The sequence below is a fragment of the Lysinibacillus contaminans genome, from assembly GCF_001278945.1.
Classification (GTDB): domain Bacteria; phylum Bacillota; class Bacilli; order Bacillales_A; family Planococcaceae; genus Lysinibacillus; species Lysinibacillus contaminans.
Genome location: NZ_LGRV01000003.1, coordinates 1687455 through 1713202 on the forward strand (window position 1 = coordinate 1687455; position 25748 = coordinate 1713202).

Below are 25748 nucleotides of genomic sequence, written 5' to 3' on the forward strand. Positions count from 1 at the left end.
TCCTAGGTGAATAAAAACCTAATATTTACCTAATCAACAAACCTGTAAACATTAATCAAAATGGAGTTCCTTTAGCTAACTGCAAACTGAATACCTGGTTTATCAAACTGTTGCTGAATCGTTAAACACTTAAGTTTCTTCCTATTGATACGTCGACCATAATGATGTCCCTCTTTTATAAAACCCTTAAATTTTTCATTCTGCCTAAATGAATCATACTTTTCGGACAGGAACTTGGATTTCGAAGGTGATCTCATTCGGTTTATCCGTAATCGTGATATCCAGATGCATGATTTGCAATGCATCACCAGTGATCTGATAGCTGTTTGTTTTAAGATAACGAAGTATTTTTCTTAAACTTTCACTACGACTCGACAACAATTCTCCATTGTAACGAATACACGCAAATAATCCCCCCGGAATTGTGATTTGATATGTATTTGGAATATCTTCCGTATTTTTTGCCACAATAAAAATAGTGGACGGTTCTTCAAAACGTTCCGATTTAAGATTCGTTTCTTCGATAATAATGCCCAGTCTGTTGGTAGCAAGAATCGGTGTTTTCTCTGTAAGCATATTCTCTAAATTCAAAACACCATAGCAAAGTTCAAAGTTATCATTGATTTTCTCATGCAAGGTAAGTAATTGCCTACTTTTCATTTTACGGAATATGACTTTCTGAAGTTCACTTTCTCTTTCCACCTGTTCTAAATAGGCGATTTTTTCCCTTATATTTTCTTCCAACTCGTTCAATTCTTTGAGATTTGAAACAAGTTCTTCGTGTTTTGTCTTCATAATATCCAACGATTTGCTGAAATTACGCTCATTAAGATATTCCCTTATCTCATCCGTAGTCATCCTAAGTTGCCTTAGTTCTTTAATGGTACCCAGAATTTCATACTGAAAAATGGAATAGTATCGATAGCCTGAATGAGGATCGACAAGTTGTGGCTTGAACAAACCGATCCGGTCATAGTGGCGTAAGGTCTCCGAAGTCACTCCTCGCAGCTTTGCCATTTCACCGATGGTCAGTTTTTCTTTCAATCAGCATACCTCCTAAAAAACTACTAAGATTTTTATAGTAGGAATCTCGAAAAAATTACAAAATCTAAGAGTTTCCATGCACTCAACAAACTATAAAAAAGAAATGATACATTATATCCTCAATTATGGTTTCCTGACCATTTCCAATAGTCAAATAGCAGCTTTGCTTAAACAATCTAAAGACCTGATAGAAAAACCTTACCGAATGATGGAATAGGCTTGTCACCAAAACACCTGAAAAAATATCTTTTCAGGGACATTAGAATTGCGTCTCCAAATTCATGACCTAATCCCATAGTATAGTACACCCTTAAATTGCTTACATGCTAATATTAACAAAATGGATTGAACTGTTCTGGTACATGTTGACCAAATTTTCAGATGATATCATTTATTAAAACTATGCAATCTTTTCTAACTGTTTGTCAAGTGCACTTACGATCCCCATTTCTGCCGTCATACAAAATCCGAGTATTTCTTTTTTAATCGAAGTTTTCTCACTTTCGGATAAGCGTGCCAAAGAGGATAAAACAGATTTACTTTACCTCAGTTCAACAACCACCCCGCTTTATAGAGAATAGTATGATAGGTTGCGTTGTTTGTAGAAGCATTGCTCGACTCCTGAGGAAAGGCTTCTCCAATCAAAAGGAGAGTAATTGTGCCAAATGAAAAAAGTGAGATATTCGACGATTCAATCGTCAAATACCCCACAATTTGAAATGATATGGACTTTTTCAGTGCCCACTTTTTATACTAGCTTTCTACTCTCTTTCTCTTTTAACACATAGCTGAGCAAATCAAGCAAGAGGCGTGCTCCTACTTGTTGCGTTATGCCAGTAGGATCATATGGAGGCGCCACTTCGACTAAGTCGAATCCAATCACTTCTCCCCTTTTTGCAATCCCTTCCAACAATTCGTTTACTTCATCGTATAGAAGTCCACCTGGAGAAGGTGTACCCGTCCCCGGAGCGATTGATGGATCCAATCCGTCGATATCTATGGTTACATAATATTTTTCGCCTGCTGGTATTTGTTCTAGCACTTCTTCAATCCCCATTTTTCTCATTTGGCGTGGAGATAGAATCACGCTACCATATTCTCTTGCAGCATCAACATCCTCTTTTTTACTGCTGCTAATACCGCGAATACCTAATTGGAATATTTTCTGTACATAATCTAGCTCCGATAAACGGCGGATACAGCTCCCATGTCCATACCGCATTCCTGAACGGTGATCTGCCCAATCCAGATGCGCATCAATTTGAATGACATGGAATGGACCCAATTCTTCCAGTCCTTCTCCTACTGCAGCCGTGATAGAATGGTCTCCACCTAGCACGACGGGCATTGCTCCTTTCGAAACAATTTTACGGATTGCTGCTTCTGTATTTTCGTGACATTGCATAAGATCTCCATGTACCATATCAACATCGCCGCAATCAACTACTTTCCAATCTGGCCCAAGATACGTGATATCATTTTCGATGTCATACGCACCTTCTAATCCAAAACTGTAAAGCGTCGATCCTTCCCTGATTCCCCGCGGTCCCATTCTAGCACCCGATTTCCATTGGGTACCCATATCATTCGGCACTCCGATGACCGCTACATCGGCATCCAGCTGGTCCAAATCTGCGCAAATCGGATACTTCCCAAACGTACATATCCCTGTAAATGGCAAATTCAAAAATTGTTTCTCATCATGTTTAACCATATTATTTCCCCCTATCATCATTGATTCTCACGTTATGTACATGGAAGTCCTCCAGTGTATCGTGAGGCTATTAAGATGAATGTTGCATTTTCATATCATAAGTAATTTGGAACAATTTCAAGTAGTCATCTTTCGATAATTTACGAGAATTTGTTAGTGTACATAAATGTTTGAATGCACTTTCAGCAAGAAATTCGAAATCTTCAGGGTTAACCTTATCTAAATCCCGGAATTTCGGAATGCCAATTTTACTTGCGAGTTCATGTAGCAATACAACACCCTCTTGAGCAATTTCCTCTACAGTCTTACCTTCAGCTTTCACTCCAAGTTTCAGAGCAACCGTCGCATGTTTTTCCGGATTAGAAGGAACATTATATTCAAATACATGTGGAAGGAAGATGGAATTCGCCACTCCATGTGGTGTGTCATACAGTCCTCCAAGTGGTTCAGCCATTGCATGCACCGCGCCCAAGTCAGCGTGCGTAAATGCCATACCTGCAATCAAACTTCCTACTAGCATGTTTTGTCTTGCTTCTAAATCGTTGCCGTTTTCTACGGCAATTGGAAGATACTTAGCAATTATTTCAATAGCATAAAGACTAAGTGCATCCGAAATCGGTTCAGCAATATTGCTCGTATATGCTTCGATTGCATGTGTCAGTGCATCCATTCCAGTAGCAGCCGTAATCGATTTAGGCAATGTCAGCGTCAATTCAGGATCTACAATCGCTAGTTTCGGAGCTAATTTTAAATCAAGGATAGCTTCTTTCTGTTTAGTGACCGTATCTGTGATGACAGACCCTGTCGTCACCTCACTACCTGTACCAGAAGTAGTAGGGATACAAATAAGAGGTGTAATATCACGCTCTAGCAGATTGAAACCATAGCGATCTTTAAGCTCCCCTTCATGTGTGAAAAGTACCCCAATCGCTTTCGCAGTATCCATTGAACTTCCACCACCAAGCCCCAGCAACAAATCGATATTTTCGTCTTTGAATAGTTCATAGGCTTTTACGCAATCTACGTCTTTCGGATTCGGTGTAATTTCATCGTAAACAAGATAGGAAACCCCTTCTTCATCCAATGCATCGGTTACTCTTTTTAAAATCCCCGTTTGTGCAAGCCCTTTATCCGTAATAATCAGCGCTTTTGTACCACCAAGCTCTTTTGCTCTTTTCCCTACATTATTTACTGTCCCGTTACCAAACTCAATAGAAGTCGGTAAGTTAAAATTAAATTCCCCTATCATAAATCATTTCCCCTCTCTATTTTTCAAATGACCTTACGTTAGTAAATTTCTTTCACGAGATTCTCTTTGTATCGTTAATCAATTTTCAAACCAATTTGTCGGGCTGACTTCTAAATTGATGTTTATTTGCTTCACTTCCGAAAATTCATCCAGACCGAAAGTTCCTAAACCACGACCGAGTCCGCTTTGCTTATATCCACCCCATGGCGCTTCGTTGTAAGCATTACCGTATGAATTAATTGTTGTAATACCGGCTCTAATTTTTTTAATAACACGTAAAGCTTTAGCACCATCTTGAGAGAACACCCCAGCTGCAAGACCGTACGGCGTATCATTTGCGAGCTTAATAGCTTCCGCTTCATCTTTGAACTTTTGGACAACTAGCACTGGGCCGAATATTTCTTCTTGGACGATTCTCATATCAGGCGTTGTATCTACAAATATTGTCGGCTCAACAAAACAACCATTCTCAAGCCCACCACTTGTAATTCGTTTACCGCCACACGCTAATTTCGCCCCTTCATCGATGCCGATTTGAATATAATTTAGCACTGAATTCATATGATCTTCACCGACAAGTGCACCCATTTGAGTTGACGGATCATCACCGCGACCTACACGTATATTTTTCGCTTTACTAACCAGACTTTCAACGAACTTATCATGAATACTTTCTTCAAGAAGTAATCGTGATCCTGAATTACATACTTGACCCGCATTTACAAATATTCCATAAAGCGCATAGTCTACTGCTGTTTCAAAATCTGCGTCAGCGAAGACGATATTCGGCGATTTACCACCTAATTCAAGTGCGACTTTCTTAATATTTCCTGATGCTGCTTTCATGATGGATCTGCCGACAGTTGTACTACCAGTGAAGGAAACCATATCGACTTTATCGCTTTCAGCCAATTCATTTCCGACAGTCGAACCTCCTCCTGTCACTAAATTCGCAACGCCCGCTGGAATACCTACTTCTTCCATAATTTCGAAGAGCTTGATAGTAGTGATTGGCGTTAACTCCGATGGCTTGAACACAATCGTATTTCCTGCTGCAAGTGCAGGTGCAATTTTCCATGCCCCGGTCAATAATGGGAAATTCCAAGGCGCAATCAGACCACATACACCTACAGGTTCACGGACAACAAGTGCCTGTACTGGATCGGAAACTGAATATGTTTGACCATTGGGTTTTGTGACAATACCGCCATAATAACGGAAGCAATTCACAGCATCCCCAATATCGAACTCTGCTTCTTTAAGTGGCTTTCCTGTATTCAACATTTCAAGTTCACTCAGCTCTGCTGTTTTTTCTTCAAGTTTATCTGCAATTTTGAATAAATAAGATGCTCTTTCAGAAGCCGGCAAGTCTGACCAAACACCTGAATCAAATGCATTACGTGCTGCATCAATGGCATTACGCGTTTCTTCTACACTTGCTCTTGGTGCTTCTGCAATTGCTTCGTTATTAGCTGGATTGATGATATTGCGTTTTTCCCCGGTTACAGAATCAGACCATTTACCATTAATATACATTTTTAAGTTTAGCATTATAATAACCTCCTAATAAATTATCCTATTTTATCTAAATACATATTTAACCTATCCTACAAAACAAGAGATTACTATTAGTGTAGGAGTTGCAAAACCTTTTCAATAATGACGTCTCTATATCGATTAACTGGCAAAGAACTACATTCACCAGATAATCGTTCGTCATTTCATTTTCAACGCTTCCTATTTTTCTTTTTCCCGAAAAAGCTGTCTTCATTTTCCAAATTCAGCCTTTTAGAATAGCCTCACCCCTTTCAATTGCCTATCCAACCTTCAATAGGGCCATTCCCTGAAGGCCTTTACCTTTTCATTACACGTCTTCCGCAAGAACTTGATCAGGAAGTATCTCCTGATCAAAACTGAACTCAGGCAACCCCTGTCTGAAAAACTTTGTCATATAAATTAGATACACCAAGCCAATTGCCATCCAGGTACCCCCAAGAATCAAGGCATCAAACTCTAAGTGAGACCATAGCCAAAGCGTAAATCCTGCGCCAATAAGAGGCATAATTAGATACCGCATGTATTCGATGAAAGAAGTACGCTTGCCATTTCGAATAAAATAATGGGCGATAACAGACAAATTAACAGACGCGAACGCAATAAGCGCTCCAAAATTAATAAACTTAATGACTTGATCAAGAGTCAGTACGATACCGAGCAATGAAATGATTCCGATTACAATAATTCCTGTTGACGGTGTTTTAAAACGTGAATGGATATGCCCAAATATTTTTTTAGGCAATACAGAATCTCGCCCCATGGCATACAGGACACGCGATCCGCTTGTCATCGAAGCCACCCCAGAAGAGAAATTCCCTAAAATTACCGCAGTTACAAATAAGGATTTGAACAAATTCCCGCCGACCAGATATACGACTTCCATAGCTGCAGAATCTGTATTTTTAAATGAAAAGCCTGGGTGAACCAATTGTGCCAAATAGGCTGATCCGATATAGAGAACACCAATTGTCACCAACATGATGATAATTGCTCTTGGAATAGTTTTTTCAGGATTGATTGTTTCTTCAGACAACGTAGTAAGAGAGTCAAAGCCAAGAAAACTGAAACAAAGAATGGACGCTCCTGCCAAAATCACAGGCAATTCGACATCTGCATTGAACAAAGGCTCAATTGAGAAAATCGTTCCTGCTCCTACACCAGCCAATAAACTTTTGATTGTCAAAATCCAGAAAATACAAACAAAAATGACTTGAGCAATAACGAAAATCTTTCCAGTGGATGCACTGAACTTAACACCCAAGATGCTAGGTATTACGATTGTTGTAGTTAATAGAACAATCCACATGGCGTGAGGGATTCCAGGGAACACTGCATGTAAAAAAACAGAAGACATTAAGCAAGTGACCATAGGAGTCAACATATAATCCAACATGATTGTCCAACCGATCAGAAACCCCATTTGTGGATTAATTGATTTTTGTGTGAATGTATAAGCTGAACCAGCGATAGGAAATGCTTTTGCCATCTTCCCATAACTAAATGCGGTGAACAGGATTGCAAGAAAGGCGATGAGATATGCCCCCATGATGACACCTTGCGAAGTGACAGTAGCGATTCCATAGGTATTGAAGAATACCATCGGGTTATTCCATGCAATCCCTAAGAATACAACCTGAGACAAAGTCAGTGTACGCATTAACGTTTGTCGTTCCATAATAGATCCCCCATCCACTTTGATAATTCGAATCTTCAGAAGATTCACTTTTGTGATAATATTGACTATAAAGGTTTTTGTTACACAAAGGTCAATAACAAGATTACGATTATTTATAGCGAAAAAACGACATAGAGAATCGAAAGTCGCAATCAAACTTTTGTTATTTTTTATTACCTTTTTTTAACAATGTAGAAAAACAACTCATTCAATAGTTGGATTTCATTTCCACCTGCATGATGTGTGTCAGTTATTTGTTGTTTTGTATGAACAACAAATAAAGGATCAAGTATATTAGCCCGGCCTAATATACTTGATCCTTTATTATTTAAAATACTAATATAATTGTTATTCAAGATAAGTACCCACTCATGCAATATATTTTGGGGCTACTTGACGTTTTCTTTAATAGTTCTTAATCATTATTTAGCCAAGGTATAGCCGGAGGTTGTCGTAGTGGAGAATGTGATAAATGATTGGCACTATCTCTATTATAGTGAGACCCCTAAATTAACATAAATTCAATTTCTCTTACTTTCCCTTCATTAAGCCAAAAACGAATATACCTTTTAGAATCTCTATCAACATAGGCAATAAATTCTCCCATTCCCATATCACGACCTTCATAATATGATTCACCATATTTATTAATTACGGTATCTTTACTGTCTGAAACTTTTATGTGTTTGCTTGTTTCATCAAGAAGGGATATAGTGCGGAAAAATTTAATTTTGTTGCTTTTGTCTGCACCAATAGAAACATCATTTCCGTTAACATAATTGGGGTACTTCACATTTTCTCCCTTTGTAAAATGGGTATTAGGATTTTCCTTAATATATTCTTTAAGTGATTTTTCCAGTTCAATATTCCTGATAATTTCTATACTTAAATCTGTGTCTTTCACGAAGTGGTAATTCCTCTCAAATAACAACCAGGCTCCTATTCCTAAAATTAACAAGAAAGGTATAGATAAAAGTAAAAGGGAAACTTTTTTATTTTCTTTAAATATAAATATCGCAATAACCACCTTAATGACACAGACAAATAAGACTAAAATAGTCAATTTCACACCCCTAATTAAAAGACAAATGTTTAAGATTTTTAGATTCGTTTCAAGATGAAATATTCATGTTTGTGCATAGAATACCAATCACGAAATTGATTCATCTAGTTTTTTTATAACCAATTCGCATTGAACATGCTGCAGCTATTCCATCACACTGCTTTCTTTTTAGAAAACCCTGTGAAAATAAAACAGGAAACACCCGCAACCGTTGCGATAAATACACCTACCATTAATCCAAGCCCTTTCATAAAAGTATCTTCACCTGGATAGGAAGGTTCAAGTGTCCAAGACCAATACATAAACACCAAAGACAAAAGCACATAAAAACTACTTCCGATAGCCCCCATCTTCAAACGATTTCTATTTGTACTTTGCCATGCTTTATGGATGATACTCCACACAACGAAGCTCCCTATGATAGCAAAAACGATGACTAGCAAAAGAATAAATGGGATTGAGAAATTCATCAACATATAAAGTAGAAAACCAGTCGATAAAAACAGCGTTGCATTCATAACGAATAAAAACATTCCAGCGTACCAATGATTTTTAAACCACACAGCATTTTTCAACTTATGCACCAATTTGTTATTTTCGCCAAGCATGTCTATGATTGGCCTTTTACTAAAAACCATTAAGAGCACGCCAAAAAGCGCAATTATTAAAAACAAACTCAAAGACATTTCTTCCCTCCTCCCTCTTGTAATTAGTCCTATTCATCAACATCGTTTCTGTATTCTAGAATATCACCTGGCTGGCAGTCCAAAGCCTTACAGATTGCCTCTAGCGTTGAAAATCGTATGGCTTTTGCCTTTCCATTTTTTAATATTGAAAGGTTCGCCATCGTGATGCCCACTCTCTCCGACAGTTCGGTTACACTCATTTTTCTTTTCGCTAGCATCACATCTACATTCACAATAATTGCCACTTTATCACCTCAGATTGTCAAATCATTCTCTGCTTTTATTTCGAGTGCACTTTTTAACAATTCCTGAAGAACCGCTGCAAAAAACGCAATAACAAGTGTTGCAAATATAATGACTAAACCAATTATTGCAATGCCAGGATGCAATGCATTTTGAAGTACAAGTACAATCATCCCGATTGCATATAAGACATTTATTGCAATTGCATAGTTCTTTATTTGTCCCAACGACATGACCGACCGTGTCGAAAAAGCATTTTCACTATCGATGTACTTTAATAACTTCCACGCTTGAAACAGCGCAAGGAAAAATGGAATTGCCGTAATATTCAGACCTACAAGTACAGGCAATCTCAAATATGCGAACTCTGGATTCATCTCCGCTGTGTCATTCGCTAACCACGGTAACCACAATGTACACAATGCGAGAACAATCATCCCCATAATCACAATGGCGACCTTTAAAAAAGTTGTTGTACCTTGCCTCATAAAAGCACCTCACTTTTTGATTTATATCTAAATCATAGCGTTATATTTATCGAATATCAATAAATATTTATTGAATCGCATCTTTCTATGTAGCTATTTTCGCAAAGACTGTTGCTAAACAAAATCATATTGAAAACACAAAAACAGAGTTAAATCTACAAGCGTAGAAATTAACTCTGTTCTTTTATATTTCGCAAACTGGGTATTTAACTGAAGTCCTTTACCAGTTGAAATACTACTACTTTAAATAATTTATGCAATTCGCTTGTATTGGATAAAAAATTAATGCTATTTGTTCAAAATCTGTTTCTTCTTCAAACTCAAATTCTTAACTTCTCCATTTGAAAATTTCAACTTCAATGAGCCATTTCCAATTTCATTTACTACTTCAGATAATTGTCCCAAAGCAACTATAAAGGAACCTCTTTTACTAAAAATTGCTCACCAAACCATAGCTCATTTTCTTTTAGGAACACTTTATAGTACTTATTTCTCGTAAAATATTTTCTCAATCACATAATATGAATGCATCTAAATACTCCGTTAAATAAAATTTCATCCTCAATTTTGCGTTACAATCTTCAACAGGGTACTTTTTCCAGTGCCGTTTATTCCAATCAGACCAATGATTTCTCCTTGGTTAATTCTCTCCCCGATCTTTCCTTATGAAAAATCCTTTTTATATTGGACGGCCATGTAAATTCCACCAGCTAAAATTGCTAGCGCATATTTGAACAAGAAAAAAATGTTCCACATATAGTCATTAGGAAAAATCATGTCACATAGAATAATGGCCAACAGCATATAGTAACTACTTTTCAAAAAGATTTTATTTGTCCGCTCGTCGTCTTGCCCAATTTTCTTATAAAATACATAGGCAAAAATCGCACTACCAATAAGCAGTAAAAAACCAACTCCAACGAGAATATTCCAATTTCCCGTAGATTGTTCAGCCCAGGACTTTAAAGGGTAAAAAATTGCGTTAGGAATATCTGAGATCGACTTAATTTCCATTTTGATCATTTCCTTTCTCATAAGTAAAAATATCGTTTACATCAACATTAAAAAAGTCAGCAATTCGAAAAGCCAACAGCAGAGTCGGAACATAATTTCCTTTTTCCATTACAAAGATGGTTTGTTTGGAAACCCCGACTTTCTCAGCTAATTCTTGCTGAGACATTCTGGCAAGTACACGATATTCATAAACCTTATTTGATATCGAATCACCAAAATCTTTCTTCATGACCATCACCTCTTGAATCAAATTATAAACTCACTTCATACAAAAAGTAAAGTTAACTTATACAAAATAATAAAATACTTTTATTTTTAATAATATTAATTTGATTTAACAAAAGCCAGAATGCAGAAAGAACCTGACGAAAATCATGATTCCGTCAGGTTCACATATCAATATGGTGTAATTTATGGTTTTTGGTGGTGTAAAAACGGTTAGAGTGGTGCAATCGGGTGATAATATTCTTCAATAAGGTCACGCCAAGTTTCATTTTCATTCATCATCTAACACCTCTAAATTACATATTACTAATTATAATACTATTTCTTATTAAATAACCTGCATTATTCGTAAAAAAGCCTCTCGAGTTATGATAGATACGCCTTGTTAGTTCAATAAATAAAGAGCTGCCTTAGCAACTAACGGGGGCGGTTCAGAAGTACAAAACTTAAATTAACATCATAAATAGCAATGAAATTAGCATCAAAATCGAACCATATTTAACATTATAAAAAGCACAATAAAAGGCATCGGTCAATAACCGCTGCCTTTTTGAACATTTTCTTTCTGGTAGATGAAAAATTTATTAAGCCGAATAGTAGTCCCGTCAGATTTATTCGGATTTACAACGATAAGCAAAGAAATGTCCCAAAACGACGCTTTGGGAAGGTTATACTTCAACTTTCGGAACTTCTACCAATTAATTTCGTTACTCTCAGGAGTGGAAATTGTTGTAGAATATGTAATTTATTTTCGAAAGAGGGAATCTACGGTGACAAAAACTAAATGGGGATTGACCTTATTAGGGGCAATGGATCTGATACTTATTGTTATGCATTTTGCAGATTATTTCATTCTTTTCTTGAAACCATCGGGTTATTTGATTCCTTTGGGAATTAATATTGTTGTTTTATCCGTAATCGGGTTACGTTCGGGATTTCCAAAAATACTGATAATTATTAGCGTTTTCGTTAGTATGCCTATAATATTGTTTTATGTTTTTATGATTTTGTTGTTGGATAATAATTATACCAAAATAGACTCCCCCTATAACCGGCAATCGCTGGTTATTGAGTATCGACACGCTACGTTAGGTGAAACAACTTATTTTTATAATTTTTACAAAACAATGTTCGGTTTTGTTGGCAAACGCCTTGATGACCAATCAATTACAATGATGATTCCAGCGAGGGATCATCCATTCGGTATCGATGCCGAAGGTGCTTTGGGATTGGGGAATGAAAATTGGATTACTGCAAATGCCGTTCGCTTTTTTACTTGGCAAGGGATGAAGGATGTATATTTAAATTCATCACAATCATCATTTGATCAGGATAATACCAAAAAAGTTATTGAAGAGTTTATAAAGATGGACAAGAATAAGGAAGATGGACAAACAATTAAAGTAAATGGAAACCTACTTACAATACGCTATGACAGGCTGTCTAATCAAAATTGGATCGAAGTAACCAATAAAAATGATAAAGGAGCAATTCCTAGACAACAATGCTCCCGTATTATGCCGAATAAGGAACAAGGTTTTTATGTGTTGGAAGAATGTACACACCAATGGGAATATCCTTTGTATCCTATGACGGAATAAGCTTAACTTTCTTCTTCAAATAATGGAGGATTCAGTGCAAAAGGGATTTATAAAGTATACAAACTAAACCTAATAAACGTTCCCAAATAAGACTTTGGTGACTCTACGAGGACCACGCTTTTTGTACATTTTTTACACATACTGTATAATTTAGAATTAGAATATTTAACTTTGAGTATTTCTAAAGAATTATTTTAGGAGGGGGAAATTTGTTATATTTAGCTTTATTTATTGGTGTCGTTTCAATTGTAATTACGGATAAGCTTACTCAAGCTTTTAAATTATCAAGCATTTGGGGGGTGCTTGGTCAAATCAGTGCGTCACTTGTAATCATAATGGTCGGAAACCTCGAGGTTAATCATATTAGGCTAGGTAATAACTTTGAATTAGGATATTTGACGGTTCCATTTACTTTATTACTTCTTGTAAGTTTTACAAATGTAATGAATATAGAAAAAGTGCAAAATCCTTCAATATTGCTGTTACCATTCGTTTCTTTAGTTTTTTTCTCAATAGCAGCTTTCGTCATAGGTCATCCATTTGTTTTAATAACGGGGATTTGTTCCAGTTTAACGCTTATGTTCATTCTGCTATACGGCTATTTCACTGGTAAAGTATTTGTGGGAAGAACGCTTACTACGTCAATAGGTTTCATAATAGCCGTGCTTTCAATATCCCTCATTGAAACATCTATTGTAACAATTTATATTCCGTTATTTACTTTAGCACTACCATTCACTTTATATTATTTAATTCAAGATAAAATTACGAATGTACAATCAATTACAGTTAGCTTTTTAACAGCTATTTTATTTGGTGTATTAATGTACGTAGTTCCTTTTAATACAATATGGTATTTCATTGTTGGGTTAACGAGTATTTTGGTTATCACTCAATTTTCACGTAAATTTCGCTTTATTTAGAAACTAAACTTCTTATTCAAACTAACGGGCGCTTTAGTGAAACAAGGTTTTATAACGTATACATAACTAAACCTAATAACGTTCCCAAATCAGACTTTGCTGATTCTACAAGTAAAGCTTTCCAAACCAGGCTTTGAGTGCTTTTTTATTCAACTAATGGCGCAGGATAGTTGAATTAGCAAATTTAGCTGCTAGTTGTTGAAGTAGTAATTATATAGCATTGTTCAGGTAACGATGCCAGGAAATGAGGAATAACCGATGTCAAAAGCGGTACTTGATAAAGCGAAGAAGATTGTAGAAGGAATCGATTTTGATATCGAATTAGCTAAAGATTGGAGTAAAGATAATTATGACAATTATTATCTTTACTTTTCACATCCAGATCCTGAAATACGAAAATATTCGCTACTTGTTTTTTTAGTGGGTCTTGGTAATTGGCAATTGGGGTCAGCTTATATCTTTAGATCAATCAAAGAACTTAAAAAATACGAAGATTTCGATGAAAAGAAAGTGTATCTTTTTGAGGATTATGTTCAATCATTTCTCGACAATAGAGAAGACATTAAACAAGAGTTCCCACTTTTATATAATAGGTTGGTATGGTATTTACTTAGGTTAGATAATCAAAAGCGTTTTGAGTATATTTTTAGATCCGTTGATAAGCAATTATTTATTGAACTTAGACAAGTGTTAATTGAATCGGGTATTGATGCTAGCATATTGCCAAGCAACTTAAATAACATCTTAAGAGAAGTAGGAATTATTCCTTATTTTTTAGATTAAACATAATTTTCAAATGAGTGGCATTACTTATTGAACTAACGTGCGCTTCAGTGCAATAAGGATTTATAACGTATACATAAATAAACCTAATAACGTTCCCAAATCAAAGTTTTGTAACACACTAAAAAGCCGTAAATGTTGTTAAATCAACGTTTCTCGGCTTTTCCTATGAACATTATTTATACAGCTTTTCATGCAGGAAACGCAAACACTTGATACATTAATATTTACACTTTTATGGCTTACCGTATAGTGTGCATAAAATCGTGTATATTTAGTATGCCTATTTAGCATCAATTTTAACAAGCATTTTGAACATTGTCGTTGATCAGCAGTTGTTCGCTAATAGGTGTGTTATTTACAATGCTATTTAACTCGCTATAAGATATGAAATGTTGATATATCAATAATTAAAAGGAGTCCAATTCGTTTAGAATTCGAACTACCTTTAATGTTACTTTTTTACATTTTGTACTCAACAACCGAACCCGTTCCTTAGCAACTCAATGGTCTTTAGCTATAGCCTCAGTTAGTGATAGCTAAATATCTACATACTCTTAAAATAATCTTGATTAGATTTTATCGTAAAAACTACCATTAAATAGTGAAACTACATCACCGATTGCTCCTATGCAAGCGAATATGAAGTAGTAACTAGCCTTTGAAACCTCTTTATTAAAAAGTTCTTTAAATGCCTGGATAAAAAGCCGATCAAAATTAAACCAACTTAGAACCCAAGCAATAATAATAAAACTAACAATTGCCATTCTATTTTAACCCTCCAACAAGTTCTCTGACTTCTGCAACTGTAACAAAGAATAGTTATATTATATAGGACTTTTCAACATGCGAAAGATTCGAACTAAAATGCGCTGTTAGCAAAAGAAGCTATTGCTCTAATTGAATAATTGCCTCCTTTAGTTTAAGTACAATATTTAACAATCTTGCTTCTTTTGAAAAATAAAAAAAGGGAACACCTTCTACCCAGGAAGTTCCCTTTAATTATTTCGTGAGAAAAAAGTACACCACAACAACATTTGAGAAAAATAGGCTATGGATAGGATTGGAAGCTATTTTTCAACTGATAACTATTCCATTACCAGAATTAATAATAGCTCCTAAACAACCTAACCGTTATAAACACTTTCACATGTTCCAGCTGCTGGTTCATAAAAACAATGATTTTTAAATTGACCGGTAAAAGGTTGATTGTACCATGTTGGAGGACAAGGAGCATATGGATTAAAATACCAAAGGGCATATTTCGCTGGATGTTGTCTCCAATAATCCAAATTCATTTTGGCTAATCTTTTTTCAGAAGATCTCGCTCTTTGATAAAATAAATTCCCCTTTTGAACAGCTTCAAAAGAATAATTTCCACCTTGTACCTGATAAATGACATCTTCAATTGTTCTTACATCTTCAAAGTCTACACAATCTGCTACAGCACGATTAACAATTACATTGCCTACATATAACATCCCTTGTTGTCCTTCACCCTCGGCTTCCGCTCTCATCATTCTTGCCATCAAATCAACATCTGCATCTCGGTATTTAACTCTTGGCATTTATTCACCTCAAACATATAGTATGAAAGAAAGCCTACATTGATGTAATTGTTTATAAAGATAAATTTAAGCCTTTCCCCAAGTGATCCGTTCTCAAATTCAAATTTTGCTGTCTAGACCCTTAGCGAGCCACGGAAGCCCCTTGCAGCATAGTAGGATTCTGCCCCATTATGGTACACAAAGACCATGTCGTAACGACGGTCACAAAAGATAGCCCCGCCGAGTTTTCTAATATTAGCAGGTGTTTGCACCCAGCTCGACGTTTTCAAATCGAAATTCCCAAGTTTCTGCAGCTCCCGGTATTGCTCTTCCGTTAAAAGTTCAATGCCCATGGCAGTCGCCATATCAATAGCGTTATTTTCTGGTTTGTGTTGTTTCCTTGACTCCAGTGCTTCACGGTCGTAGCAAACACTTCTGCGACCTTTAGGACTTTCCGCTGAACAATCATAAAAAATGTATTCGTCCGTCTTTTTATCATGGCCAACAACATCTGGTTCACCGCCAGTCCCTTCCATTTCATTGAGCGACCACAGTTTTTCTGGATTAGCTTCGAGCATAGCTTGTACTTTAGCCCATTCAAGATCTTTATGGCGGTCCATATTTTTCTCAAAACGGGCTTTCAATGTTCTGAGTAGCTCCTCACGTTGTTCTAGTGACAACTCCTTATTACTCTTTGTCATATTAGTTTCCTCCTTGTTGTTTTTACTCATAATGGTTTAAGGTCTATACTGTCTAGTTCGAACAAGAAGCCATTTGCCTCCGTTAGCACCATAACAGAAGTATATTTCCTTCAATTTCCATATTATTTCCTTGTAAATTCCAATGGTCACTACCACCATTTAACGTATTCACTTGAATTTACTTTTCTTTAACATTGGATACTTCCTCAGATACACATCCTGTAATAAGTATCAGTAAAAGCAGTGTAATAATTAATAATATAGCTCTATTTTTCAAAAACTACATTTTCTTTTTTATTGTAGCATATCGTTCTTCAACTAACCTCGTTCGTTGAAGAACAACAAGCTTTTAGAAAACAGCCTTTAATTTCCATTAGATGAATTTTAAAAAATTATTTTCAACTTTATGTCCCCTTTCCTGCCCTAAATCCTTATATAACTAATGAAATGAAAAATGCGTCGGATTGCATTTCTCGTTTCATAAACCAACACAAAGGGGATATGAATCTTATGAACTTACTTATTAACGAATCACCACTACAGGTATTGCCATCACTCGCGATAAAAGTCGGCTTAAATCAAGCGCTCGTTTTGCAGCAAATGTACTATTGGCTCAGGATTTCTAAAAACATTCGAGATGGACATAAGTGGGTCTATAAAACGCTGGAGGATTGGCATAAGGAGTTTCCATTCTGGTCAAAAAGTACACTAGAACGCATAATTCGTAAATTGGAGGAAGAGCAATTAATCGTGGTAGGTAATTACAATCGCCTGAAAATGGATCGCACAAAATGGTATCGGTTAAATCACGAAGCCATCGATTTGCTATGTACTGGGCACTGTTCTCAAAATGAGGATATGCAAAACGTAGAAATGACGGATTCTAAGAATGCAACTTGCACACCTCCATCTCAGCAAAATGACGAAATCGTTGTCGGCAATTTGACGACACCAATACCCATAAATTACACAGAAAATACAACAGAGAATACATCATTAGATTTTCATCCTGGAGAAGAAAAATGCTCACGTGCTACAGCCTTTCAATTTTATGAGGAAAATGGATTTGGCTTACTTAATCCGTATGTAGCTGAAAAATAGGGGCTTGGATTGATGACTTAAACGAGGAATTAATACTATTCGCCATGAAAACAGCGATTGAAAACAATGTACCAAAATGGAACTATGTTGAATCTGTGTTACGTGATTGGCAGCACCGTCAACTAAAATCAGTCGCAGATGCCAAAGCCTATAAACAATCTTTTAAAGCTAAAAAGCAAGCTCCGCGCACCCAAGGACGTACAGAAATCGTCCCAGACTGGTTTCACAAACGCCAAGCAAAACTAACATCCGTAGAGGCTCCGCTCAACGTCAACTTTGAGACAGAACGTTTGAAAATTCTTGAGAAACTGAAAGGATCTAGTTCGCAAACAATAAAAACATAGACACTTACGGATCTTTGCCAAAACATGTCCTTGACTTAAAAAAAAGCCTACTATATGTATAAGCACATGGAACGGAAGGCGGCGACTCCTGCGGGATAAGCGTGAATCTTGAGACCCCGCACGAAGCGCAGCGAAGGAGGAGGCTCAAGCCACGCCCGCGGAAAGCGTCCGCCTGGAGTGGAATGTGCTGTCAAGTACAGATTTTGGTGTAGAGCCACATTTACTTTGCATCATGTAACTTTGAAATAATAAAAATCGTTCAACAAGTAAAGCGTTAACCCCGTTGGATCAACGCATACTGAATGTAGATGCTTTCATGCCTACTTATTGATTAGTTCTGTTCCATATGAATTATCAATTGCACAAAGCCATTCGCCTTGTGCATTTTTCTTAAACACATATGTTGCTCTTCTATCCATCGAGAATTCCACTTCTTCTTTATCTGCATCAAGTAATGTTTGCGATATAACTAACGCCGTATCGCCCGCTTCTAAAATATGCATTTCCCCTTGCGTTGGCACGATACTGTTATTAAAGTATTGTGCAATTTTTATAAATGCACTTTTGATTTCATCTTTGCCCCGTGCAATCATTCCAGGTTTTACAACTAAAATTGCATCGTCCGTATAATAATTCATCAATGTATCAAAATCTTCTTGCTTTATCGCAAGATCACATTTTTTAATTAACTCTTTTAATTCATGTTCCATCGTATCTTCCTCCTAATTGATTAATTATATAGTATTAATGTCAATTGCAATGATTCTTCTTAAATCTCACTCATCATTATCGAAAGGTAATCACGGCAAATGCCAGCAACACCAGTGTTACCATAATTAAGTTTTTTGTCCAAACAAAAATTTCTTTGTTGGCTATGAACAAAAACATACAACATTACATAATATAGAAATGAATTATTTAATAAAAGGATGATGGTGTGAATATTTCTGTTGCAAGACCTGGTACCCTCCCTCATGGTGGGGAGTTAACTGACGGCTTGGACATAGATCGTTGGGAAAATGACGGTGGTAGAAGTCTTAGTACAAGACAAAAAATATGGATTTAAGGGGAGGCGACCTGTCTCCCTTTAAATCTTTGTACATACATGAATCAGCCATCCTACTTTGCTGTTCTGTCACAATATACAATCATAGTAATTGCATTTAAAAGGACAGTAACGATGAGAAGAACTGAAGCTACAGACGCCACAGCATCCGTTGTGTCCATAAGTGCAGACCAATCTTCAATCTTTACTAGATGATTGTTATAGAAAATTTGGAAACATAGCGAAACAGCACAAGCACTGATGCTCAAAATGGCTAGAGTGCCCCAATTCTTATGGTCATGTTTTTTATATTGCATTAGATTAACAATAGGAAGGATCCAAGCAATTAATCCAAGTACCAAGCTTCCAATATTAAGCCAATCCACCATATCTAAACCCCCTTTGTATTTTGTGTTGCTTCATTTTTGTTAAACACCCTGCTCCGTTAGTAGAGCACCTTTTAGTTCTTTTTGACGACAAGGTTTAAAACAAGAGCATAACCAAAAACTATAACAGTACATCCCAATAAAGCTAGAGCTACCATTCCAAGTCCAATCCCGATCCAAGGATCAACCATAACGACTACCATAATAGTACTGATAAATACGAGAACTGTAAGTAATAGACTAGCTATAGCGGGCACATAACTTTTTCTTTTAGAATGATATTGCTGTAGATAGGTAATTAATAAACCAATCATGATTATATATAAAACCGCAATTGTAATTCCGTTTACGAGCTGGTTTACTCCTTTTATTAACCAATTACTAGAAACTCGAGGAGATATAGACAATTCAATAGGTTGTAAATCACTAGTTTCAAGGTCTAGTACGTAAAGATCATTTTTTGCAGGGTCGTCTGGCCAATTCGTATATTGTAAAAATGCTATTTGATTTTCATGATGTAGAAATCTTGGAGAAACCACAGATGAATTAAGATCTGTCAGCCTTTTCGGTTGCCGCTCGTCGATATCTATTAAAAAGAGCTCATACTCAAAAAGAGAGCTATCTTGTGATTCTTCTGAAACAGCAGTGTAAGCCAGTTTTTCCTCATTTGGTGACAATCGATAATTGTAGCTATCATTTGGCAGCACTTCTGAAAATGCCGCTTCTTTTTCATCACCGTTTTCAAGTGAAAATGAATTGATTTTATCTTTATGACCGTCGAACAAGCTATAATATAATGCTTTTCCATCAGCTGAAATAGAAAGTGAATTCATGTAAAAATAATCTTTAGCGGTCAATTGTTTTCTATTTTCGCCATTTATATTAATACTATACAAATATGAACCCTCTGTCATTTCCCCTTCTGATTTTTTTAAATTTCCCGACGACTCACCTATGTAATAGATGGTTTCACCTGTAGATGAAAAAACCGCTTCGGAAACATGAACGTTGTTTGATGTTATTTGCTTCTGTTGACTGCCATCCTGATTGGCTACATAAAGGGAATTTACCCTATCTGAATTTTTAGATAAATATAATATTTTGGTTCCATCATGGGAATATTTCGGAGCATGATGTCGTTCTGTTTCAGAACTAGTTAATTGCCTAACGTCTGTACCGTCCCTATTCGCTCTATAAATTCCTTCTTTCCCATCTACGTAATAGGGAAAAAGGAAATGTTGATCATCAGGGGAAATTTCAAATTCTTCTCCTATACCAGTGTAATACTTATAAGGGTCGTCATCCCGCAATAAAGCATATGTTATGGTGCTAACTAACAAAAAAGCTGTAGCCACTATAAAGGAAATAAGAAGTCTTCTTTTTTTCGAACTCTCCATTCCAAGTCCCCCTTTAGATAATATAAAAATGCGAAAAATGTACGTTTGTTTTTCCAGCCTTATGATTTTTCATTCATTACGTTTGACGGAAATAATTGACAAAGGTTTCGAACTTGAATGTACTCTTTCATGAACCCACTGTATATTACGAAAGAAGCGACTGTTCTTTTGAAACAATCGCCACTTGTATTTATTACTTTTCAATTCTTAGGAAAAATTCCTGATGTAAATCTATGTAATGTTTTTCTTAATGGCCACTGGCATAAAGATAGTATGATGAATATAAACATAGTGAAAACTACTAATTGTAGAAAACGATTTGTAAATTGTCCGGCAATCCAATTGCCTCCAAAGTAAATACAAATAAATATAAATAGTATTGTAAAGATATAGGTAATAGCAGCGAGAATACACTGTTTGGCTGTTAATTGCTTTATCGATTTTTTATTTTTGTAAATAAGATTGATTGCTACGACTATACAGTACGTCATAATAATAAAATTAAACATACAAATCCCCTTCCCTGAAAAATCCCCTCTACTATATACGGAATATATTAATATAAGATTCGAAAAATTCCATTGTTTAACTAATCAACTATCGAAACAGCCATAACTACCAACAATCGGCAATTTGCACAATAAATAGTTATACTTGAAGAAGGGAGTGGTAAATTATGTATGATAAAGTAGTGAAAGGTTGTAGTATATTCATTTTTATAGTGACGATTACAGTTCTAGCTTTAATTATAGCTATACCCATTTTATTTTCTGCTTTCAACGCTGATTTTAGGGGAGATTTGACAAAAAGTGAAAAGAAGAAGATCATTTCACAAACAGAGCAATACTTATATGAAACATACCCAACCATGAAATATGAAATCTTTGATTTTATTAATGATAATGATGAGTTTTACGATAACTTTGAGTATGCAGCAATGGTTAGAAATACAGAAACAAAAGAAACATTCGTAGTTTATGAAAATATGGATAAGAAACAAATAGAAGATACTCAGGAAGAAGAAAAATTCATAAATGAACAAGTAAAACCAAAAGTTATTAGTTATGTAAATAAAACATTCGGAGAACCACAAAGTATAATCGTTAGACCTCCTTATGAAGTAGACGGTCAATCGACTATTTTTTTTCATTTAAATAACAAAAAAGAAGATATTAATGAAGAAATGCTTCAGTCTTTTATTGATTATTTACAAGATGAATTGAGAGTTAAACATGCGAATGTAAGCATTTTGTATGATAATGAGAAATGGAAAAGAGAATTTTAATAAATAAAGCATGAGGACTATTTAAAGTGCCAGGCACACAAACAATTGCTGCGTGCTTTCTTTATTTACAATCATTAAGTTGAATTTCACATTTTGCTGTAACAAGCATCAAGTTTCACCCCTTTTTCTAATTCTTCACGGTTACTATTATGGATCTTATAATGAACATAGCATATTAGAACAATGAGCATTTTCTTTCCCCACTGACATTTGCAGGACTGGGTGCAAAGAAAAATTTGCTACAATTGACGTTTCGTTTTAATGACATGTTAATCTGTCCTAGTAATTTTTGTCGCCTCCAACCTGCAAATGATTTTCAGAAAATTCAGAGTGTTATTTTGTGTGGATGGTCAAATGATGCTACAATTCTATTACACAACTATATATTACATGTATAAATAATAGATTTTTACTTTAATAAAAGTGTTAGTGTTTTTCTATCCATGTATCTCAAATCGTGGCATTCCTATCTTTAAAAATTATAGAAAATTCCAATATTGGAGGGATTGTTTATGAATTGGCAGGAGGAATTTGATGTCGTTGTTGTTGGTAGTGGAGCTGGAGGAATCGTTTCAGCTATTACATCTGCGCACAATGGATTAAACACATTACTTATTGAAAAAAGCGCTTCTTGGGGTGGATCTTCTGCACTTTCAGGTGGTGGGTTGTGGATTCCAAATAATCATGTATCCAAGAAAGCTGGTTTACAAGATAGCGAGGAAGAAGCTCTTACCTATATGCAAGATGTCATTGCAGATACTGGGCCTGCATCGACTTACGAACGAAAAGAAGCGTACGTAAAAAATGGACATAAGATGGTGAAGTTTCTTGAAGAGGCTGGTATGAAATGGGTTGCTGGAATACTCTATCCCGATTATTATCCTGAGCGGCCAGGCGGTAAAATTGGACGCTCCATTGAGGGAGAAATTTTTGATTCTCGCCTTTTGGGTGACTATGCAAAGACGATGCGCGTGGGTGAATTAGAACCTCCCATTCCCCTATACTCAGGAAAAGTAGCTTCATTGCCAAAAGCATTTACGAACGCAAAAGATTTTAATATAGTTGTCGGCATGTTTTTAAGTGGTTTTAAGCATAAAATTAAAGGTGAAAAAGCCATTTCAATCGGGGCTGGGTTAGTAGGACGTTTACTCAAAATAGCGCTCGATTACAAAGTTCCCCTTCGGCTTTCTACACCTTTAAAGGACTTAATTATTGAAAATGACAAAATCGTTGGCATTGAGGTAGAAAAAGATGGTCAACCCTATTTTATAAAATGTAAAGCTGTTATTTTAGCCGGCGGGGGCTTTGAACGAAATCCAGAATTACGTAAAAAATATCACAATGTCGGTACTGACTGGACTTCTGCAAGTGAAAGTAATACAGGCGATATGCTACTCATTGCACAGAAATATCATATCGATACAGCTCTTTTAGATGATGCATGGTGGGGACCAGCAGCACTTGATGCTAATGGGGCAAGAAAGTTCTTGGTGTATGAACGCTCGATGCCGCACTGTATGATTGTCGATCAAACCGGCGAAAGATATTTCAATGAATCCGAATCGTATGTCGATGCGGGTCACGCGATATTAGAACGACAAGAAATGAACGGCAAAGCAATTCATTCTTGGCTCATACTTGAAAGTCGAAATCGAAATAAATACTTATTTGGAGATATGCTGCCTCGCATGACGCCTAAGAAAGCAATTGAAAGCGGTTTCCTTATTAAAGCGGATACAATTGAAGAACTTGCTCGCAAATGTGAGATTGACTACGATGGATTAAAAGCGACGGTCACTAAATTCAATCAATTTGCTGAAACAGGCACTGATGAGGATTTTGGTCGAGGCAATTCGGCTTACGATAATTACTACGGTGACCCTTCTTATAAAAACCCAAATTTAGGAGCAATCGAAAAAGCACCGTTTTATGCAGTTAAGATTTATCCGGGTGATTTAGGAACAAAGGGCGGAATTGTTGCAAATGAACATGGGCAAGCATTAAAAAATGGGCTGCCCATTGAAGGCCTTTATGCAACAGGTAATTGCTCCGCATCTGTCATGGGGCGAGTATACCCTGGCCCCGGCTCAACATTGGGTCCAACGAGCGTTTTCGGCTATATTTCTGCTAATCATATACAAGAGACCTTGTTACAACCTTCTACTGCTACTCTTAGTCATAACCTTTAAGAAACAAAGACACTAGAAGTCTATTACACAAAAGACTTCTAGTGTTTAAGTTTTATGAAAGAAAATTGAATTTTAATGAATATCAATCGATGAAATTTTATAGGCCCCGTATTCATCTAATGTGATCGTATACGTTTTATAGCGATCGAAATACTCGTAATCGCCATTGGCACTATAAAAATCAAATTGTTCATTCATCTGAACAACGTATTGCCCATTCTCAAAGGTCACGTCTTGTACGATATTATCGATAAAATCAAACGTATGACCCTGCCCCGCAATATCGTTTACATAGTCTTCAAGTTCGTTATAAGCTGTACTACCTACTTGCAACATATCTGCAATCCAATAAAAATCCCCTTGGTTTAATGCATATTCATAATACATACGGAATGATTGAACATATTGACCAGCTGCTTCTTTGTCTGAACCAACTGATGCTGTTGTTTCAGGCATGTAATTATCGTAAACACCCGCTAATTGCAATACTTGAGCAGACGTGAGGGGATTAGCTGCCCATGCATCAAATTGCTCGAGCATGCTATATAACGGAATACTAAATGCAAAATTCGTTGCCGTTTCACTTGTATGAAGAAGAGAATTAATACCGACAACCCTTCCCGTTTTCGCATCTACTAACGGACCACCACTGCTACCTTGATCGACTTGTGCATCTACTTGGTATATTTTTTTATAAATAAAGTTTTTATATTCCTTATCTCGTCCAATGCCTGTAATATAGCCAATCGACGCACTATTTTCATAACCTTGTGGGGTCCCTAAAGCAATGACCTCTAACCCAACTGAGGATTCCTTCGACTCAAGTGCAAGTGGCTCAGCATTTGCATAATCTTTAACATAAAGTAGTGCAATATCATATTTATCAGATATGCCAATAACTTTTGCAGCAGACTCTTGCCCATTCGAATTACGAACTTTGATATCTACTTCACCTTGTACAACGTGCGCATTTGTAATGACATAGCCTCCTTTTTTATAAAGAAAGCCTGATCCAAAACTGTTTGAAGTAAGTACTGTAAACACTTTTTGTTGCACTTCTTTAATGAGTGCCACTCGATCTGTTTCTTGATCTACTTCTGAACGCTTTTGATCGACTGTGTCTATAGACACTTGCTGCACATTTTTCGCATCACTTGCTGTTTCTGTAAATGACGCCACGTTTTTTTGTTTACTTTCATTAAAATAATCATAGAAAGCGTAGCCTAAACCGCCAAGCATTAAGCAGCAGATAAGTGTTGACGCCCAAAACCATACTGGTACACCATTTTTTATCACCGGTTGTAGGGCTTCTCCACAATCTGAGCAAAATTTACTGTTACCTTCATTTTGATGTGAGCATTTTGAACACTTCATTGGCATTCCCTCCTTCATTATTGTTATTTTTACTCCGGTTTTAATCGCTTCCATTCACTCTATGAAATTATGATGAATTATTTGCAACCAGCTGCTACAAAACCTAACATCTTC

Annotated in this window: 27 protein-coding genes; 8 read left to right on the plus strand and 19 right to left on the minus strand. The window is 36.2% G+C overall.

The window, feature by feature from the left end; genetic code table 11:
• Nucleotides 1-213 precede the first annotated feature (213 nt).
• From AEA09_RS10455 to AEA09_RS10505, 12 genes are all read right to left on the minus strand, one after another.
• Entirely contained in the window at nucleotides 214-1044 is an 831-nt protein-coding gene (locus AEA09_RS10455) for a MerR family transcriptional regulator (RefSeq protein WP_053583778.1), read from the minus strand.
• A gap of 748 nt (nucleotides 1045-1792) precedes the next feature.
• Nucleotides 1793-2758: an agmatinase gene (gene speB / locus AEA09_RS10460; protein WP_053583779.1), complete on the minus strand. Its 966-nt coding sequence runs from the start codon at nucleotides 2756-2758 to the stop codon at nucleotides 1793-1795.
• Nucleotides 2759-2828: 70 nt separating this feature from the next.
• Nucleotides 2829-4007, minus strand: coding sequence for an iron-containing alcohol dehydrogenase (locus AEA09_RS10465; protein ID WP_053583780.1), 1179 nt, complete (start codon nucleotides 4005-4007; stop codon nucleotides 2829-2831).
• Between the two features lie 78 nt (nucleotides 4008-4085).
• A complete protein-coding gene (locus AEA09_RS10470; RefSeq protein ID WP_053583781.1) occupies nucleotides 4086-5558 on the minus strand; it encodes an aldehyde dehydrogenase family protein in 1473 nt (490 codons plus the stop codon).
• Between the two features lie 313 nt (nucleotides 5559-5871).
• Nucleotides 5872-7239 (minus strand): APC family permease, encoded by a 1368-nt coding sequence (locus AEA09_RS10475; protein ID WP_053583782.1) that lies wholly within the window; start codon nucleotides 7237-7239, stop codon nucleotides 5872-5874.
• Nucleotides 7240-7744: 505 nt separating this feature from the next.
• Entirely contained in the window at nucleotides 7745-8302 is a 558-nt protein-coding gene (locus tag AEA09_RS10480; protein ID WP_053583783.1) for a hypothetical protein, read from the minus strand.
• Between the two features lie 152 nt (nucleotides 8303-8454).
• On the minus strand, nucleotides 8455-8988 hold the full coding sequence (locus AEA09_RS10485; protein ID WP_053583784.1) for a hypothetical protein: 534 nt from the start codon (nucleotides 8986-8988) through the stop codon (nucleotides 8455-8457).
• 29 nt (nucleotides 8989-9017) lie between these two features.
• Entirely contained in the window at nucleotides 9018-9233 is a 216-nt protein-coding gene (locus AEA09_RS10490) for a helix-turn-helix domain-containing protein (protein ID WP_053583785.1), read from the minus strand.
• A 9-nt stretch (nucleotides 9234-9242) separates the two neighbouring features.
• Nucleotides 9243-9719 (minus strand): DUF2975 domain-containing protein, encoded by a 477-nt coding sequence (locus tag AEA09_RS10495; RefSeq protein WP_053583786.1) that lies wholly within the window; start codon nucleotides 9717-9719, stop codon nucleotides 9243-9245.
• A gap of 561 nt (nucleotides 9720-10280) precedes the next feature.
• On the minus strand, nucleotides 10281-10376 hold the full coding sequence (locus tag AEA09_RS20635) for an ATP-binding cassette domain-containing protein (RefSeq protein ID WP_082332686.1): 96 nt from the start codon (nucleotides 10374-10376) through the stop codon (nucleotides 10281-10283).
• Nucleotides 10377-10382: 6 nt separating this feature from the next.
• A complete protein-coding gene (locus AEA09_RS10500) occupies nucleotides 10383-10733 on the minus strand; it encodes a hypothetical protein (RefSeq protein ID WP_053583787.1) in 351 nt (116 codons plus the stop codon).
• Complete coding sequence (locus AEA09_RS10505; RefSeq protein WP_053583788.1) at nucleotides 10723-10962, minus strand: helix-turn-helix transcriptional regulator; 240 nt, start codon at nucleotides 10960-10962, stop codon at nucleotides 10723-10725. The genes AEA09_RS10500 and AEA09_RS10505 overlap by 11 nt, the downstream gene beginning before the upstream one ends.
• 766 nt (nucleotides 10963-11728) lie before the next feature.
• Here AEA09_RS10505 and AEA09_RS10510 point away from each other — a divergent pair.
• From AEA09_RS10510 to AEA09_RS10520, 3 genes are all read left to right on the plus strand, one after another.
• On the plus strand, nucleotides 11729-12559 hold the full coding sequence (locus AEA09_RS10510) for a hypothetical protein (RefSeq protein ID WP_211263244.1): 831 nt from the start codon (nucleotides 11729-11731) through the stop codon (nucleotides 12557-12559).
• A 209-nt stretch (nucleotides 12560-12768) separates the two neighbouring features.
• Nucleotides 12769-13482 carry an MraY family glycosyltransferase gene (locus AEA09_RS10515; RefSeq protein ID WP_053583789.1) on the plus strand — a complete coding sequence of 238 codons (714 nt, stop codon included), beginning with the start codon at nucleotides 12769-12771 and terminating at the stop codon, nucleotides 13480-13482.
• A 258-nt stretch (nucleotides 13483-13740) separates the two neighbouring features.
• Nucleotides 13741-14265, plus strand: a complete 525-nt coding sequence (locus tag AEA09_RS10520) for a hypothetical protein (protein ID WP_053583790.1) — start codon at nucleotides 13741-13743, stop codon at nucleotides 14263-14265.
• Between the two features lie 572 nt (nucleotides 14266-14837).
• On the opposite strand, the gene AEA09_RS10525 is transcribed toward AEA09_RS10520, so the two are convergent.
• The 3 genes from AEA09_RS10525 to AEA09_RS10535 all read right to left on the minus strand — a co-directional run bounded on the left by AEA09_RS10525 (nucleotide 14838) and on the right by AEA09_RS10535 (nucleotide 16513).
• Complete coding sequence (locus tag AEA09_RS10525) at nucleotides 14838-15032, minus strand: hypothetical protein (RefSeq protein WP_053583791.1); 195 nt, start codon at nucleotides 15030-15032, stop codon at nucleotides 14838-14840.
• Between the two features lie 360 nt (nucleotides 15033-15392).
• Entirely contained in the window at nucleotides 15393-15833 is a 441-nt protein-coding gene (locus AEA09_RS10530; RefSeq protein WP_053583792.1) for a cell wall hydrolase, read from the minus strand.
• 113 nt (nucleotides 15834-15946) lie between these two features.
• Entirely contained in the window at nucleotides 15947-16513 is a 567-nt protein-coding gene (locus tag AEA09_RS10535; RefSeq protein ID WP_053583793.1) for a DUF4256 domain-containing protein, read from the minus strand.
• A 510-nt stretch (nucleotides 16514-17023) separates the two neighbouring features.
• On the opposite strand from AEA09_RS10535, the gene AEA09_RS10540 reads away from it, so the two are divergent.
• Together AEA09_RS10540 and AEA09_RS10545 are read left to right on the plus strand one after the other, a co-directional pair.
• Nucleotides 17024-17614 carry a hypothetical protein gene (locus tag AEA09_RS10540; protein ID WP_053583794.1) on the plus strand — a complete coding sequence of 197 codons (591 nt, stop codon included), beginning with the start codon at nucleotides 17024-17026 and terminating at the stop codon, nucleotides 17612-17614.
• Between the two features lie 44 nt (nucleotides 17615-17658).
• Nucleotides 17659-17958, plus strand: coding sequence for a DnaD domain-containing protein (locus tag AEA09_RS10545; RefSeq protein ID WP_053583795.1), 300 nt, complete (start codon nucleotides 17659-17661; stop codon nucleotides 17956-17958).
• 320 nt (nucleotides 17959-18278) lie between these two features.
• Here AEA09_RS10545 and AEA09_RS10550 read toward each other — a convergent pair whose 3' ends face one another.
• The gene (locus AEA09_RS10550) at nucleotides 18279-18668 is read right to left on the minus strand and encodes a YybH family protein (protein ID WP_053583796.1); all 390 of its coding nucleotides are present in this window, start codon (nucleotides 18666-18668) and stop codon (nucleotides 18279-18281) included.
• 227 nt (nucleotides 18669-18895) lie between these two features.
• Between AEA09_RS10550 and AEA09_RS20485 the strand changes: the two genes are divergently transcribed.
• Nucleotides 18896-19024 carry a hypothetical protein gene (locus AEA09_RS20485; protein WP_281176719.1) on the plus strand — a complete coding sequence of 43 codons (129 nt, stop codon included), beginning with the start codon at nucleotides 18896-18898 and terminating at the stop codon, nucleotides 19022-19024.
• 53 nt (nucleotides 19025-19077) lie between these two features.
• On the opposite strand, the gene AEA09_RS10555 is transcribed toward AEA09_RS20485, so the two are convergent.
• A complete protein-coding gene (locus tag AEA09_RS10555) occupies nucleotides 19078-19392 on the minus strand; it encodes a hypothetical protein (RefSeq protein WP_053583797.1) in 315 nt (104 codons plus the stop codon).
• Between the two features lie 71 nt (nucleotides 19393-19463).
• Entirely contained in the window at nucleotides 19464-20786 is a 1323-nt protein-coding gene (locus AEA09_RS10560; RefSeq protein WP_053583798.1) for a TolB family protein, read from the minus strand.
• A gap of 676 nt (nucleotides 20787-21462) precedes the next feature.
• Here AEA09_RS10560 and AEA09_RS10570 point away from each other — a divergent pair.
• Both AEA09_RS10570 and AEA09_RS10575 read left to right on the plus strand, forming a co-directional pair.
• On the plus strand, nucleotides 21463-22071 hold the full coding sequence (locus tag AEA09_RS10570; protein ID WP_053583800.1) for a hypothetical protein: 609 nt from the start codon (nucleotides 21463-21465) through the stop codon (nucleotides 22069-22071).
• Nucleotides 22072-22583: 512 nt separating this feature from the next.
• Entirely contained in the window at nucleotides 22584-24260 is a 1677-nt protein-coding gene (locus AEA09_RS10575; protein WP_053583801.1) for an FAD-binding protein, read from the plus strand.
• A gap of 72 nt (nucleotides 24261-24332) precedes the next feature.
• Here the strand turns inward: AEA09_RS10575 and AEA09_RS10580 are convergent, their stop codons facing one another.
• Complete coding sequence (locus AEA09_RS10580) at nucleotides 24333-25634, minus strand: trypsin-like peptidase domain-containing protein (RefSeq protein ID WP_053583802.1); 1302 nt, start codon at nucleotides 25632-25634, stop codon at nucleotides 24333-24335.
• Between the last annotated feature and the right edge of the window lie 114 nt (nucleotides 25635-25748).

Bases quoted from the DNA above. Each gene is read 5' to 3' on its own strand.
- AEA09_RS10555 (WP_053583797.1), bottom strand. From the start codon at position 19,392: ATGGTGGATTGGCTTAATATTGGAAGCTTGGTACTTGGATTAATTGCT.
- AEA09_RS10545 (WP_053583795.1), top strand. From the start codon at position 17,659: ATGAAAACAGCGATTGAAAACAATGTACCAAAATGGAACTATGTTGAA.
- AEA09_RS10500 (WP_053583787.1), bottom strand. From the start codon at position 10,733: ATGGAAATTAAGTCGATCTCAGATATTCCTAACGCAATTTTTTACCCT.
- AEA09_RS10495 (WP_053583786.1), bottom strand. From the start codon at position 9,719: ATGAGGCAAGGTACAACAACTTTTTTAAAGGTCGCCATTGTGATTATG.
- speB (WP_053583779.1), bottom strand. From the start codon at position 2,758: ATGGTTAAACATGATGAGAAACAATTTTTGAATTTGCCATTTACAGGG.
- AEA09_RS10575 (WP_053583801.1), top strand. From the start codon at position 22,584: ATGAATTGGCAGGAGGAATTTGATGTCGTTGTTGTTGGTAGTGGAGCT.
- AEA09_RS10475 (WP_053583782.1), bottom strand. From the start codon at position 7,239: ATGGAACGACAAACGTTAATGCGTACACTGACTTTGTCTCAGGTTGTA.
- AEA09_RS10560 (WP_053583798.1), bottom strand. From the start codon at position 20,786: ATGGAGAGTTCGAAAAAAAGAAGACTTCTTATTTCCTTTATAGTGGCT.
- AEA09_RS10470 (WP_053583781.1), bottom strand. From the start codon at position 5,558: ATGCTAAACTTAAAAATGTATATTAATGGTAAATGGTCTGATTCTGTA.
- AEA09_RS10505 (WP_053583788.1), bottom strand. From the start codon at position 10,962: ATGAAGAAAGATTTTGGTGATTCGATATCAAATAAGGTTTATGAATAT.
- AEA09_RS10485 (WP_053583784.1), bottom strand. From the start codon at position 8,988: ATGTCTTTGAGTTTGTTTTTAATAATTGCGCTTTTTGGCGTGCTCTTA.
- AEA09_RS10535 (WP_053583793.1), bottom strand. From the start codon at position 16,513: ATGACAAAGAGTAATAAGGAGTTGTCACTAGAACAACGTGAGGAGCTA.
- AEA09_RS10550 (WP_053583796.1), bottom strand. From the start codon at position 18,668: ATGGAACATGAATTAAAAGAGTTAATTAAAAAATGTGATCTTGCGATA.
- AEA09_RS10525 (WP_053583791.1), bottom strand. From the start codon at position 15,032: ATGGCAATTGTTAGTTTTATTATTATTGCTTGGGTTCTAAGTTGGTTT.
- AEA09_RS10530 (WP_053583792.1), bottom strand. From the start codon at position 15,833: ATGCCAAGAGTTAAATACCGAGATGCAGATGTTGATTTGATGGCAAGA.
- AEA09_RS10465 (WP_053583780.1), bottom strand. From the start codon at position 4,007: ATGATAGGGGAATTTAATTTTAACTTACCGACTTCTATTGAGTTTGGT.
- AEA09_RS10580 (WP_053583802.1), bottom strand. From the start codon at position 25,634: ATGAAGTGTTCAAAATGCTCACATCAAAATGAAGGTAACAGTAAATTT.
- AEA09_RS10570 (WP_053583800.1), top strand. From the start codon at position 21,463: ATGTATGATAAAGTAGTGAAAGGTTGTAGTATATTCATTTTTATAGTG.
- AEA09_RS10520 (WP_053583790.1), top strand. From the start codon at position 13,741: ATGTCAAAAGCGGTACTTGATAAAGCGAAGAAGATTGTAGAAGGAATC.
- AEA09_RS10540 (WP_053583794.1), top strand. From the start codon at position 17,024: ATGAACTTACTTATTAACGAATCACCACTACAGGTATTGCCATCACTC.